General features: G+C 43.6%; 9 protein-coding genes. 5 read left to right on the top strand and 4 right to left on the bottom strand.

All coding sequences use genetic code 11. The features are described 5' to 3' along the window. Position 1: 1 nt before the first annotated feature. Positions 2 to 355 carry a multidrug efflux SMR transporter subunit EbrB gene (ebrB, locus tag bslm_RS09010; RefSeq protein ID WP_046381046.1) on the top strand — a complete coding sequence of 118 codons (354 nt, stop codon included), beginning with the start codon at positions 2 to 4 and terminating at the stop codon, positions 353 to 355. A gap of 13 nt (positions 356 to 368) precedes the next feature. Here the strand turns inward: ebrB and bslm_RS09005 are convergent, their stop codons facing one another. The 3 genes from bslm_RS09005 to bslm_RS08995 form a co-directional block, all read right to left on the bottom strand. Next, positions 369 to 821: an OsmC family protein gene (locus bslm_RS09005; protein ID WP_003231775.1), complete on the bottom strand. Its 453-nt coding sequence runs from the start codon at positions 819 to 821 to the stop codon at positions 369 to 371. A 69-nt stretch (positions 822 to 890) separates the two neighbouring features. After that, a complete protein-coding gene (locus bslm_RS09000; RefSeq protein ID WP_003245758.1) occupies positions 891 to 1,598 on the bottom strand; it encodes a poly-gamma-glutamate hydrolase family protein in 708 nt (235 codons plus the stop codon). Positions 1,599 to 1,877: 279 nt separating this feature from the next. After that, a complete protein-coding gene (locus bslm_RS08995) occupies positions 1,878 to 2,111 on the bottom strand; it encodes a hypothetical protein (RefSeq protein WP_014476869.1) in 234 nt (77 codons plus the stop codon). Between the two features lie 224 nt (positions 2,112 to 2,335). On the opposite strand from bslm_RS08995, the gene aprX reads away from it, so the two are divergent. The 4 genes from aprX to bslm_RS08975 all read left to right on the top strand — a co-directional run bounded on the left by aprX (position 2,336) and on the right by bslm_RS08975 (position 6,483). Then, a complete protein-coding gene (gene aprX / locus bslm_RS08990) occupies positions 2,336 to 3,664 on the top strand; it encodes a serine protease AprX (protein WP_046381045.1) in 1,329 nt (442 codons plus the stop codon). Positions 3,665 to 3,775: 111 nt separating this feature from the next. Further along, positions 3,776 to 4,600 (top strand): MBL fold metallo-hydrolase, encoded by an 825-nt coding sequence (locus bslm_RS08985; RefSeq protein ID WP_080481022.1) that lies wholly within the window; start codon positions 3,776 to 3,778, stop codon positions 4,598 to 4,600. Between the two features lie 78 nt (positions 4,601 to 4,678). Beyond that, positions 4,679 to 5,035, top strand: a complete 357-nt coding sequence (locus bslm_RS08980) for a protein YmzB (RefSeq protein ID WP_029726464.1) — start codon at positions 4,679 to 4,681, stop codon at positions 5,033 to 5,035. Positions 5,036 to 5,265: 230 nt separating this feature from the next. Further along, positions 5,266 to 6,483, top strand: coding sequence for a cytochrome P450 family protein (locus bslm_RS08975; RefSeq protein ID WP_046381043.1), 1,218 nt, complete (start codon positions 5,266 to 5,268; stop codon positions 6,481 to 6,483). A 44-nt stretch (positions 6,484 to 6,527) separates the two neighbouring features. On the opposite strand, the gene bslm_RS08970 is transcribed toward bslm_RS08975, so the two are convergent. Further along, on the bottom strand, positions 6,528 to 14,162 hold the full coding sequence (locus bslm_RS08970) for a beta-ketoacyl synthase N-terminal-like domain-containing protein (RefSeq protein WP_046381042.1): 7,635 nt from the start codon (positions 14,160 to 14,162) through the stop codon (positions 6,528 to 6,530). Between the last annotated feature and the right edge of the window lie 12 nt (positions 14,163 to 14,174).

The raw sequence follows: 14,174 nt of genomic DNA, 5'->3' as shown, positions 1-14,174 counted from the left end.
GATGAGAGGATTGCTTTATTTGGCTCTCGCCATTGTATCTGAAGTGTTTGGGAGCACGATGCTGAAGCTTTCAGAAGGATTTACACAAGCCTGGCCCATTGCCGGAGTCATAGTCGGATTTCTTTCTGCTTTTACGTTTCTAAGCTTTTCTTTAAAAACAATTGACTTATCAAGCGCGTATGCAACATGGTCGGGCGTTGGTACCGCGCTTACAGCAATTGTCGGGTTTTTGCTTTTTGGCGAAACCATCAGTTTAAAAGGTGTAATAGGTCTCACGCTTGTCATTGCAGGCGTGGTCGTGCTAAATCAATCGAAAGCCCACGCTGAAGATAAAAAACAGACGGTCTGTGAGTGACCGTCTGTTTTCTTTATTCTCCACCCAGTTTCACAGAGGCTTCAAGCTGCAGTTCGACATTTCCTTGAATTGCACGCGAAATCATGCATGACGACTCCGCTTTTTTACAAAGCTTGTGCGCCAATGCGACGTCGTCTTGTGAAGCATCATGTTTAAGCACGACAGAGGGACGGTGAATGATCTTTTTGTATGTAAAGACTCCTTTTGTGACGTCGACAATGCCTTCTGACTCCATCTGTAAGTCTTCTTTTTCCAGCCCGCTTCTCTCCATCATCGCTGCAAGTGTAATAATGTAACAGGTCGCTGCCGCCCCGAGAAGCATTTCATCTGGGTTGGTCCCTTCTCCCGGGCCATCCATTTCTTTAGGAATGGAAATCGATGTGATCAGGTTTCCGCTTTCGATCGTACCGACATCATTGCGGTTACCCGGCCAATTCGCTTTTAAATAAAAATGATGATCTGCCATTGTTTTGCCTCCTTTTTTATCCTATTTCAGTCTACTGATCTTCTCTTATTTTGTCTTCTGATCTGCTTGTTACGAATACTCTTTTTCCAGGACACCTTTGATCGCACTGACATAAGCATAAAATTCACTGTTCTTTGTGTATTTTCTATTTTTATAATAAAAATCATCAAAAAATGCTTCTCTCTGCTCACGGCTGATTTCCAGCTGGATACTTAGCCCCGTTTCCCCTTGGTTATTAATGTTTTCGGCATTCAATCCAGCAAGACCGCTTTTAGACGACGCTAACTCAGCGGAAAACCCTCTCCGCTCAAGGGCTCTCACAATCATTTTCGCCCGCTTTCGGTCTGTTCCCCCTACAAGCGTATTCTTGTTCTCTCCTTTATATCCGTGAAAAGCCACCACATATTGATGCTCCTTGATTTTCTTTTTAGCCAATGGCTCATCAAAGTTGGTGCTTGTAATGTGCAGCGTTTGGTTATCGTGGGACTTCAACCCTTCAAACAGGTATGTAGAGTATTCATTATTGAAATAACGCACAAGCTCACTTACTCCGCCTTCAATTCTTCCACCATGCGGAGACATAATTAAGACTTTGCTTCCTTTTTTCTCATTATATGAAATATCGTAATCGGCTGGGCTCTCATTCTCTGCCAAGCTGCTGAAATTTGAATATGTATCAGGCTGATTTGATGGTTCAGGTTCCAATGAGTAATGAACATATCTCAAGAACAAGACAATGGCTAAGACTAATATGACATTTAGTAAAAATCTTCTCATGTTTAACTCCTTTCATAAGAATGGCGCGGTTCATTATATGAGGTTTAGCCAATAGGTTTTATCTTACCATTGTATACACAATATCATCAGTGAAAAAGTTCCCGGTTTCAAAAAATCAATTGATTGTCACGGTTATTAGCGGTTCATTTCAAATAAGAGTGAAAAAAGGTTGAGAGGAAAGACAAAAAAGGTAGGAACAACCTCACTTGGCAAATAAATGTATATAGGTTTAAGGAGGGTTTTAGTAACAGGCTGCCCGGTTGCTGAGACGGACAGCTGTTACCGGCCTGCAGAATAGAGATTTTGCTTATTTGTTCTCACAAAATCACAGGAGAGGATAGAGTCCAATAAAAATGTTCTGATCTGTTGTTTCGAAAAACAAAATGCTTTGATTTTCGTTTTGCTTTTCTGTCTCACAATAATCGTTCTTTTACTAATCGTTCCGTCTTTCTTCATATATATAATGCTGATTGGCATTTGGCTTTCCAAAGATCGGTGCAAGTAGAAATTCATACGGTTGCTCTCCCCTTCCCAGTTTGATATGATCACATTATAATACGAACAAATGTTCTTTTTCAATCCCCAATGATTTCCTCAGCTTCTGAATCTATCGTATCTAATGCGAAAGATTCAGAAAAACAAACTCTTGTCTGTCTCTTACAGAGGACAAACAAACTTACCAAACCTATCATCTGTTCATAGAGTATACAGAGAACCTTATAATAGGAGGAAAATACATGTTTGGGTACTCTATGGTACAAATGGTGAGAGCAAATGCTCACAAGCTAGATTGGCCGTTACGGGAAACCGTATTGCAGCTTTACAAGCCCTTCAAATGGACTCCTTGCTTCTTGCATAAATTTTTCGAAACCAAATTGCAAAACAGAAAAAAAATGTCAGTCATTATCGAATTTGAGGAAGGCTGTCACGAGACCGGCTTTCAAATGGCTGGAGAGGTGCTGCAAAAAGAAAAACGCAGCAAGCTAAAAAGCCGCTTCAACAAAATCAACTGCTGCAGCGCCGAGGTTACTCCTTCAGCATTACATTCCCTTCTCTCTGAATGCAGCAATATCCGTAAAGTGTATTTAAACCGCGAAGTCAAAGCGCTTTTAGACACGGCAACCGAAGCAAGCCATGCGAAGGAAGTCGTCAGAAACGGGCAAACCCTGACAGGAAAAGGCGTTACTGTCGCTGTTGTCGATACAGGAATCTACCCGCATCCTGATCTAGAAGGCAGAATTATCAGATTCGCGGACATGGTCAATCAAAAAACAGAGCCGTACGATGATAATGGTCATGGCACACACTGTGCAGGTGATGTCGCAAGCAGCGGCGCATCCTCTTCCGGTCAATACCGCGGCCCTGCACCGGAAGCCAATCTCATCGGCGTAAAGGTATTAAACAAGCAGGGTTCAGGAACGTTAGCAGATATTATAGAGGGTGTTGAGTGGTGTATTCAATACAATGAGGACAACCCCGATGAACCGATTGATATTATTAGTATGTCGCTCGGGGGCGATGCCCTTAGATATGATCATGAACAGGAAGATCCGTTAGTCAGAGCGGTTGAGGAAGCGTGGAGCGCAGGGATTGTCGTCTGTGTCGCTGCCGGAAACTCAGGCCCTGATTCGCAGACCATTGCAAGCCCGGGCGTGAGCGAAAAGGTGATTACAGTAGGTGCGCTTGACGATAACAATACTGCAAGCAGCGATGATGATACTGTCGCTTCCTTCTCAAGCCGCGGCCCGACAGTATATGGGAAAGAAAAGCCCGATATTTTAGCGCCGGGTGTTAATATTATTTCCCTTCGCTCTCCGAATTCTTATATTGATAAGCTCCAAAAGTCAAGCCGTGTAGGGTCTCAGTACTTTACAATGTCAGGAACCTCGATGGCAACACCGATTTGCGCAGGAATCGCAGCTTTAATTCTTCAGCAAAACCCGGATCTTACCCCTGATGAAGTAAAAGAGCTTTTGAAAAACGGCACGGACAAATGGAAAGATGAAGATCCGAATATCTACGGAGCGGGCGCTGTCAACGCAGAAAATTCCGTTCCCGGCCAATAGAAAGCACCAAAAAACCGGCAATTCTCTCTCAGCAGAACTGCCGGTTTTTTCGTTTGAATATTCATAATCATAAGGTAAAATAATGGAAAATAGATGAAGGAAGTGAAGAAAGTGCCATATTATATCTGCAATACATGCGGTGTGCAACATGCACAGACTGTAGATCCGCCCAACTCGTGTCTGATTTGCGAGGATGAAAGACAGTATATTCATCCCGATGGACAAACTTGGACAACCCTTGAAGACATGCGTGAGAAAGGAAACCTTCAAAACATCCTTAAAAAGGAAGAAGAGCATCTTTACAGCATCAAAACTGAACCAGAGTTTGCGATTGGACAAACAGCCCATCTTATCCAGCATAAGGGCTTCAATGTGCTGTGGGATTGCATGACATATCTTGACCAAAAGACAATTGACCAAATCAACGAATTAGGCGGTATTCAAGCCATCGCCTTGTCTCATCCACATTATTACTCTACTCAAGTTGAGTGGGCTGAAGCGTTTCAGGCGCCGATCTATATCCATGAGGATGATAAAGAATGGGTGACAAGGCCAAGCAATCACATTCACTTCTGGTCAGGGGAAACGCTCAACGTGAAGCCGGGACTGGACCTTTACCGACTGGGCGGACATTTTAAAGGCGGTGCTGTTTTGCATTGGAGCAAGGGAAATGAAGGGAAAGGCTGTCTATTGACCGGAGATATCATTACGGTTGCGGCGGACCGAAACTGGGTCAGCTTTATGTACAGCTACCCAAACCTCATTCCCCTTCCCGCCTCCAAAGTAGAAGAAATAGCAGCCAAAGTAAAACCGCTTCAATTCAACCGGCTTTACAATGCTTTTTCTAAAGTTGTCAAAGAAAATGCCGGCGAAGCGGTCCAGCGTTCTGCCGTACGCTATATCAAGGCTCTCAACAGGGAATTGTTTCATACATAAAGAGTGAGGCGGCTCTTTTCCGTGTAAAAGATGCAGCAATTGGGAATAGTATCGTGTAGATCAAAAGGAGGAATATTGATGGCACACACGAATACACAGCTTTCTCAATGGCTGGAATCAAAAGTCGGCCAGACGCTTGATATTAGAAAAGGTGAATTGACCCATGATGAAGAGATATCAGACTTGGATCAGATTGTTCTCCACCTTCAAAAAGTGGCTATACGCAGTACGAATCATCCTGATGATTATGTTGCGAAAGAAGAGCTTGTTTTAGAAGGCGAAGGAACAACATTCACTGAGGACGGAAACGTACCGCTTCCGCAAAATGCCTATGAGATTCCTTTATTAGGTGAAATTCATATTCACCAAGAAAACGAAGGATTGAAGGTCGTAACAGATCGTGCAGTATATACAATTGATATCCAGCACAGCTGACAGCCACTTTCATCAAAATAATACAGCGTAGCGCCTTTGAGCTTTCGTTCAAAGGCGCTGCTTTATATCGAGCCGTTTTTTCACTTTTTTCGTTCTTCTCCCTATTGAATGACGCCTAAGATAGATATATAGTTTTAGAGACAGGATTACATTTCAAATCATTCTGTTTTTTGTAAACTAATTCAGCAATTTGATTCATCTATTTACCCTATTAGGCGAGGAGAATGCAAATGGAAAAATTGATGTTTCATCCGCATGGTAAAGAGTTTCATCACAATCCTTTTTCAGTTTTAGGACGATTTAGAGAGGAAGAGCCCATTCACCGATTTGAATTAAAACGGTTCGGAGCCACATATCCGGCCTGGTTAATTACCCGATACGATGATTGTATGGCCTTTTTAAAAGACAATCGAATTACAAGAGACGTAAAAAATGTGATGAACCAAGAACAAATCAAAATGCTCAACGTTAGTGAAGATATCGATTTTGTATCCGATCATATGCTGGCAAAAGACACACCTGACCATACCCGCCTGAGATCACTTGTTCATCAAGCATTTACTCCCCGAACCATTGAAAATCTGCGCGGCAGCATTGAACAAATTGCTGAACAGCTTTTAGATGAAATGGAAAAAGAAAATAAAGCGGATATCATGAAATCCTTCGCTTCCCCTTTGCCTTTTATTGTTATATCTAAATTGATGGGAATCCCAAAAGAAGATCGGTCACAGTTTCAAATCTGGACCAATGCGATGGTTGATACCTCTGAAGGTAATAGAGAGCTGACAAATCAGGCCCTTCGTGAATTTAAAGATTATATCGCTAAGCTGATCCATGACAGAAGAATAAAGCCAAAAGACGATTTAATCAGCAAACTTGTGCATGCTGAGGAAAACGGCAGCAAGTTAAGCGAAAAAGAGCTCTATTCGATGCTGTTCTTGCTCGTTGTAGCCGGCCTTGAGACGACTGTTAACTTACTCGGCTCAGGCACCCTCGCATTGCTGCAGCACAAGAAGGAATGTGAGAAGCTCAAGCAGCATCCTGAAATGATCGCTACAGCGGTTGAAGAATTGCTGCGATACACCTCACCTGTCGTTATGATGGCAAATCGGTGGGCCATCGAAGACTTTACATATAAGGGGCATTCGATCAAAAGAGGAGACATGATTTTTATAGGGATCGGATCTGCCAATCGCGACCCGAATTTTTTTGAGAACCCCGAAATATTAAATATAAACCGGTCGCCTAACAGACATATTTCTTTCGGTTTTGGCATTCATTTCTGCTTAGGAGCGCCTCTTGCCAGGCTGGAAGGCCACATTGCATTTAACGCACTTCTGAAGAGATTTCCTGATATTGAACTTGCGGTTGCACCTGATGACATTCAATGGAGAAAAAATGTCTTTTTAAGAGGATTAGAAAGTCTCCCTGTTTCACTTTCAAAATAACATTCAAAACGCCCCCTTTTAAAAGAGGGGGCGTTTGTGTTTTCTCAGCGCTTCACCAATTCATCTGTTTCTTTTTCTTCCCTCGCTTCATGTTTCTTCCGGAAAGCCTTAAGGAAATTCGCATTCACTACTCCCCTGTTTGAATAAAGCTTTTCACAAAATTCTAACATGGCTGTTGACGCTTTCGGTTCGGTTAATATCATGAAGTGGTTGCTAGAATCGACATCCACCAGGTGGAAATGGGGAATTTGCCGCTCCCATTCCTCCCAATAAGCAGCTTGATCAAACGGTCCTTTTTCATTTGATAAAGTGAAATAAGTGTCTAAATCACCAAAGAAAGACTTGCTTTTGTTGCGGAAATAATAACATTTTACCGTCTCAGGATCGGGGAGAGGCTTAACAGTGTACGACTCCAAATCATAGGCGCGCTGTGTTTTCATCATTTGCTGAGCCTGCGCACGTATTTGCTTATTTGGTTTGTTTAGCCCTCGTTCTTTTGCCAAGTCAATCAACTCAGACAGGAATTCTTCATCCTCTAAGCTTATGTCCACCTCTTCACGGCTGATGAGAACATCCGTAAACTTTTCCCGTTTCGCAATCGATGCCAGCATCGTATTAATTGTTTGCAGCATTGACGTTTTCATAGATGCCTCATTCTCTTTTGTCTCAGAACGATATGGGGAGTCAATCATCACCATGCTTTTGACAGCAAGGCCTTGGCTTTGCAGCTGGCGAGTGACTTCATATGCAATCATCCCGCCTAAGGAATATCCGCCTACATCATAAGGACCTTCAGGCTGTATGGATCGAATGATCTCTATATAATAGGAAGCCATTTGTTCAATTCCGTGCAAAGGAGCAGAATCAGTCATGAATCCTCTGGCTTGAATGCCGTAAAAAGGGCGCTGGCTCTTTTGTGCAAATTGCTGATAGATTTCAACTCCTCCTACTCCGCCATGGAACCAAAAGACAGGGCGCCCCCGCTTGCCGTCATTTAACGGTATCAATTCCGGAAACGTGCGAGCTTGATCATTTTGTAAGGATGTATCCTCCTGTTTCTTTGCGATCAAGTCCATCACGTCCTGAACAGTATGGCATGCTTGAAGCTCCGTCAAGGCAATGAGAGGGTCCACCTTTGATTGCAATTGCTGTAATAACTGTATGCAAGAAATTGAATCAAATCCATACTGCTGCAATGGCTTATAAGGCTGCAGTTCATCCGGAGCCATCCCTAGTACATTTGCTAATATGTGATGATCGCTGCTGTTGTTGATACGCTCATCCTGTGAAACAGAAGGCGTATTCTCTACTGCTTGAAAGCCGTTCCAGCAGCTTCTCTTTTCAAATGGATAGGTTGGCAACGGTATTCTGCGGGCACCTTTTCCTTGATAAAGCTTTTCCCATGGGATTTGCACCCCTTTTGTCCAGCAAAACGCGATCTTTTCAAGGTTGTTTTCAGACAACAAAGTCTCGATCACCATTTCTCTTAATGGACCATCCAGCAAGGCTTCGAGATCTGACGAGCCATTTTCTGCATTTCCGCTAAAGACAGGTACAGAACTCTTCGGCTTATCGCCTTTTTCCGCAGCTAAGCAGGCTTGCAAGCCGATTACCAGTTCTTCTTTACTGCGGACGACGAGCGCCAGGCGGTCTTCCATTTCCTCTCGGCCGGTTTGGAGTGTATAAGCATAATCTTGTAATGACAGTTCTTGTTGTTTATTCAGATAGTCAAGCTGCTGTTGAACAATTGCTTTTAGCCTGTCTTGATTCTTTGCAGAAAGAACTACAATGTGGGCACCATTCTCACTCATACTAACCGGTGGTTTTGGTAAAGGAATATATTCTTCTAAAATGACGTGCGCATTTACGCCTCCAAAGCTATAGCTGTTGATACTCGCTCTGCGCGGAATTTTTTTGCCTGCATCGTCACTTAAATCCCCCCATTGCTGATTTTCGGCAGTCACTCGGAAACGGGTGCCCTTTATTGACACCTGGTCATTCAAAGACGAAAATCCGGATATGCCTGGTATTGTTTGATGCTTCATCGCCATGCTGACCTTCATAAGAGCAGCCATACCGGAGACGAGTTCACCGTGTCCGATGCTCGGCTTTAAGCTGCTGATATAACATGGCGCTTCCTCCCGTACTTCCTGTGGAAGGTCCAATTCGAGCTGACTGCAGCCAGACTTTAACGCTTCTATTTCTATCGCGTCTGCCAATGGAGAGGCGATCCCATGCGCTTCTATATAGGTCACCGTTTTGGGATCAATTTGCGCTCCTTGATAAGCCTTCAGCATTGCATCCTTCATGCCGGCCGGATTTGGCGCGTGAAGTGACATTCCCCTGCCGCCATGCGATACCCCTGAACCTTTAATAACCGAATAAATATGATCAGAATCTTCAATGGCTTTTTGCAATGGTTTAATGATGAGAACTCCTGCTCCTTCACTTCTGACAAAGCCATTTGCATCTGCTTGAAAGGATTTGGCCTGTCCTTTCTCACTCAAATAGCCCATTGAGTCGAAGCCAATAAAGCCTTTTGGTGAAAGCAGCAAATTCACAGCCCCGACAATGGCTTGCTCACATTCGCCGTTTCGAATGGATTGTATAGCTCTGTGCAAAGCCACTAGAGCTGAGGAACAGGCAGCTTCATAATATTCACTTGGCCCTTTTACATCAAGTGCATAGGATATACGGTTTGGAATTAGGGAAGGAACTACAGCTGTATCCGTATTGCCGGCTGCGACAAATACTCCTGTCGGGCGGCTGGATACAACCTGCCCTGTTAAGCCTGCATCTTCCATCGCCTTCCATGCATGTATCAAGAGCAGAAACTCCTGTGGGTCCATATTCGCCGCTTCTTTAGGCGATATGCCAAAAAACAGGGGATCAAACTCACCTATTCCTTCTATAAAACCGCCCCATTGAAGGCTTGATTGCCCTTCCTTATCGGCTGCGGCATATTTGCGCCAGTCCCAGCGTTCTTTCGGCACTTCAGAGACACAGTTCTTTCCTTGGACAAGGTTATCCCAAAATTCCGTTACGCTGTTTGCTTTCGGAAACTGTCCCGACATGCCGATAATGGCTATGCCGTCTGCCGCGTGTTCGATTGTTTTATCCGTGTTCGTCTCGTATGCCGGAATCTGTTTCATTTGGTTTTCGATTTGAGCTGGGCGTTCTTCCTGCTGATGAGCTTCACCAAACAGCTGAGCAAAAGATGCTTCATGTTTGTCCGCAAAAAAGTCGATTAACTCTTGAATAGTCGGATATTCAAAAAACAGAGTCGGATTTAATTCGATCTTTGTCTCTGCTTCCATCTCCCTTGTCAGTGCAACCAATTGAGAAGAATCAATTCCAAAATCCATGATATGCGCTTTTGCAATTGACAATTTTGACGGATCGGCCATGTTTACTGCCAGTTTATCTGTTACATAGCTTCTGATACGATCTTTCAGATTGCTGGCTTTGATGGCCTTATTTTGATTTCCTCTTTGATTCGAAATACGAAGCTGTTTAAGCGAGTAGCCCGAGTAGTGCAGCACTGTTTCTGACGACTCATTGATCACATCTACATCAAACAGCAGCATGTCACCTGTATTCTTAACCAATGTAATCAAAAGCCAGCAATCCCCTTTTATCGTTTGCTTTGTAAACTGGATATCATTGATTCCAAACGGCAGGAAGCCGCCTGTCATGTCAAACTGCTCTAAGAAACTGAGGATAGCCAAGTACGCGCTGTTTGTCATCAATGGGCTTACAGTGTAATGGTGCCCGTTTGCCAGCCCGCTTTGGGGCAGGCGAATTTTTGCCAGTATAGACTTGTGATCTCTGTAGAGATGAGTAATTGTCTTAAATAACTCTCCCCATTCAGGACCGTTTCCGGTTTTATACATCTGATCGATGTGATGAAGCTTAGTTAATAAATGCTTAACGTTCTCGATATTGACTTTTTTCGGCTCAAAAGAACCGATTCCGCATTGTCCGATTGCGGCAGGCTTCCACAAACCAGAGGACGGCTCGCGATACATGATTTGCAGTTCTATGACTTGATCTTTTTGCAGCGGCTTTGCCTGAAGTTCAATGGTCTCGCCTTGTTTGATGACAATTGGACTGGTATAACTTAATTTGCTGATACGGCCGCTGTTTTCCTCAGGGAACAGGTTAAAAAATGCTTCAATGGCCAGACTGCCATATGTGGCACCGACAAGCACCCGTTCATTGTTGAAGACGTGTCCTTGAACGTAAGGCTCATCATAAGTGAATTGATCTTGAATGACCGGCTGATTAATATTGTCTTCAACATCTGACGATTTCTCATTGATAGACGATACATCGAAATGAAATGATGTATTATGGTCAAATGCATAGTGAGGCAGATGAACCCAGCCTGTTCGGTTCCCTATATCAGCTTCTTTAAAAGCAATCGATGCCCCTTGTACCCATTGCTCTGCTGCGTTTATTTCTCTATCCCTAGATGCTGATTCCGCACATGGCTGTAAATCGAATGATGTATAGATGCCTTGCTGGAGTGAGCTTTCTCTTGATGTTCGGAACACCTTTAGTTTTTCGATCAGCTCTTGAGTTGATGTCACTGTAAATGCAGCCCTATGCTCTAAATTATGGTTTCTCCTGTGTAAAGCCTGTACAACGGGTTCAATATCCAGAGAAGCTTCCTTCTCTAAAAACAATTGCATATTTTCTAGATAGCTAAGCAGGCTCCATTTTGTTTTGGCTGAAAAAACGGCAGTGAATTCCTGCTGGCGGAGAGCGATATGTTCTTTCTCAGGGGCCGTCTCCATATATTCTTCTATAATAAGATTGGAATAGGCTCCCCCCGCTCCGAAGGAATTGATCATGCTTCTGCGAGGCAATTGTTTTCCAGTTTCAGGATCATTCAAGCGATGCCATGGCTTTGTTTGTTCCTGAAGATAGAAAGCCGTGTGCTCCAGCTTAATATTTGGATTGACAGGCAGCGCGTTAATTGTCGGCACCAGCGTCCCTTTCTTCATCTGCAGCAGCACTTTTGTCAGCTGAGAAATGCCGGAAGCCGCCTCTAAATGCCCCAGATTGGATTTGACAGAGCCTATCGCACAAAACTGTTTCTTGTTTGTATATTGTTGAAACGCGTTTGTTAAGGCAATTACTTCAATAGGATCGCCCAGCGCCGAACCATTTGCCGCCGATTCAATATAGCCGATAGTCTCTGGATCAATGCCCGACTGCTGAATCGACTTGACAATTAACTTTGCTTGCTGTTTCGGGTCCGGAGCTGTATACATCTGTCTTCCGCCGCTATGGTTGGCAAAACTGCTTTTGATCACAGCGTAAATATGATCCTTATCTTCCATTGCCTTCGAAAGCGGTTTTAACAGGACAGCTCCAATGCCTTCCCCGGGAATAAGCCCGTTTCCTGTGCCAAAACTTTTGCTTTGATTGCCGCTTCCCAGCAGATTGGCACGCTCCAAAGAATCATATTTAGAGAGATCGAGTGTTAAATTGACACCCCCAGCAATCGCCATTGAGCAGTTTTTCAATTTCAGGCTTTCACACGCAAGATGTATGGCGTTTAATGAACTAGAGCATGCTGAGCTGACAGCGATACTCGGTCCGGTCAGGTTAAAAAAGTGGGAAACGCGATTTGCAATGTGCCAGTCTCCCCCATTTGAGCTGAGGACTGCCTGCTCTAAAGATGGGATATTCCAAAAATACTGGTTATACATATTCCCTATAAAAACACCTACTCCGTCATCATCCCGCAATTTATCCAGCCGGGTTCGCGTATAGCCGCCGTCCTCAAACGTTTCCCAGACGGTTTCTAAACATAAACGGAGTTCCGGTGTCATTTCCATCACCCGGTTTTGCTCCACCTCAAAAAGCTGATGGTCAAATGCCTCTATATCTTGTAAAAATCCGCCATAGCGTTTCTTATTTGCCGGCTTTTTTGGATCTTTTGATAATGTTTTCAATAAAGATGTGCGCCATCTTGATTCCGGTGCCTCTGTAATACAATTGTCTCCGGCGATTAAATGCCCCCAAAGCTCTTCTAAACTGTTAGACATCGGATAGCGCCCACTTACCCCGATTATTGCGATATCTTCTGTACTAGAATCATTAAAATGTGTTCCTTGCAAATTACTTGTCTTTTCTTTTTTTGGTGGTTCGGTATTTGCTAGCTGAGTTTCAGTGACTTCCTGCTCTGTAACAAAGCGGCGTGTATGAAAAGTAAATGGCTTATTAGGATCTGTACGCTCTGTTTGAAGTGGAGCTTCATTTTTTGCAGGCTTCGTTTTTTCCTTTAACAATGCTGTCCGGAGCTTATTTTCATGCCCCTTTACTAAATATTCGACGAGTTCTTTTGTGTTGTTATGTTCAAATAAAATGGTTTTTGGAAGCTCTCCCGTCACTTTTTCTAATTCACGAATGAAATTCACCTGCAAAATCGAATCAATTCCATACTTCTCAAATGTCGTATCTTCGTGAATACGTTCTGGTGATAGTTTGATTGATTTTGCCAGCGTATGCTTCACAAATTGTGCCGTTTGTTCGATGAGAGAATCGCTTTCCTGTGAATGATCGATTTCAGCATTCATTTGTATATGGCTTGGATCTTCTTCTGCCCCCGTTCTCTTCTTTTGACGGACGACTCCGTTACTTTCAGCGGCAATGATCTGCTGGCCGAGCTGATGCGATTGTTCAGCCATAAAGGAAACATAGCGAAATCCTTCACTCTCAAGCACCGTTTTCCAAGTATCCGGATACAGGCCCGGGCAGCCCGGAATGCGGAGATCAGGATCCTCATACAGCCACCAGCCCTCTAAAAGGCCGAACGTCAAATGCGAATATATATTATGATCACTTATTTCATTTAAAAGGAGCAGCCCGTTTTTTTTCAAAACTGCTTTTGCATTTCGCAATGTCTGCCGGATATTTTTTGTGGCATGAAGCACATTTGCCGCGATGACCGCGTCGTAGCCTCCCGCATCAATATGCTGTTCAGACGCCGGCTCCTCGACATTAAATCGTTTATATGTCAAATATGGATTGTCAGGACCATACTTATTTTCTGCATGCATTAAAAAAGCTTTAGACAGATCTGTATAACAATATTCTTTTATATGTGTCTGCCATGCTTTCAATTTTTGAAAAACAGCCGCGCTTGTCCCGCCGGTCCCGGCTCCGATTTCTAATATTCGAATCTTCGCCTCAGGCTCTTGCTTCAGACGTTCTTGCAGATAGGCTGTTAACGTATCTGCAAGAACATCATTAAAATAGTCTGCGACTTGATTGTTTTTATAGACCCCTTCTACTAAATCCATAGATGAATTCGGAAACAGGATATCGGTGGCTGACGCCTTGCCGGTCAGAATCTCCGGCAAGGCTTTAAGTGCTGTCTCCACCAATGTCACCATGGCCTTCATATTATTGTCTTGAAGCAGGTCAGATTTTTGTTCATTCCATTCTTTCCACAGCTCGCTCATGGTGCCTATTGAGCGTGTTGGAACATATCCGTTCTCCGTTCGCTTCAAAAATTGCTGCCGTTCTAAAATTGATTGGCTTTCTTCGAACCATCTGCCATAGAAATTCTCCAATACCGGCTGGGATTTACTTTCTGTGAAAAACCCTATGGACTGTAATTGTGCGAAAAGCATTTTACAGAGAATGTCTTCTGTGTTCAGCATTGGCGCTTCCCC

This window comes from Bacillus sp. LM 4-2, assembly GCF_000978495.1.
GTDB lineage: Bacteria > Bacillota > Bacilli > Bacillales > Bacillaceae > Bacillus > Bacillus subtilis.
Note: the sequence above shows the minus strand (reverse complement) of the source record. Positions and strands in the feature narration are given on the sequence as shown.

Excerpts from the sequence above, each read along its gene's own strand:
- ebrB (WP_046381046.1), top strand. The coding sequence starts at position 2 with ATGAGAGGATTGCTTTATTTGGCTCTCGCCATTGTATCTGAAGTGTTT.
- bslm_RS09005 (WP_003231775.1), bottom strand. The coding sequence starts at position 821 with ATGGCAGATCATCATTTTTATTTAAAAGCGAATTGGCCGGGTAACCGC.
- bslm_RS09000 (WP_003245758.1), bottom strand. The coding sequence starts at position 1,598 with ATGAGAAGATTTTTACTAAATGTCATATTAGTCTTAGCCATTGTCTTG.
- bslm_RS08995 (WP_014476869.1), bottom strand. The coding sequence starts at position 2,111 with ATGAATTTCTACTTGCACCGATCTTTGGAAAGCCAAATGCCAATCAGC.
- aprX (WP_046381045.1), top strand. The coding sequence starts at position 2,336 with ATGTTTGGGTACTCTATGGTACAAATGGTGAGAGCAAATGCTCACAAG.
- bslm_RS08980 (WP_029726464.1), top strand. The coding sequence starts at position 4,679 with ATGGCACACACGAATACACAGCTTTCTCAATGGCTGGAATCAAAAGTC.
- bslm_RS08975 (WP_046381043.1), top strand. The coding sequence starts at position 5,266 with ATGGAAAAATTGATGTTTCATCCGCATGGTAAAGAGTTTCATCACAAT.
- bslm_RS08970 (WP_046381042.1), bottom strand. The coding sequence starts at position 14,162 with ATGCTGAACACAGAAGACATTCTCTGTAAAATGCTTTTCGCACAATTA.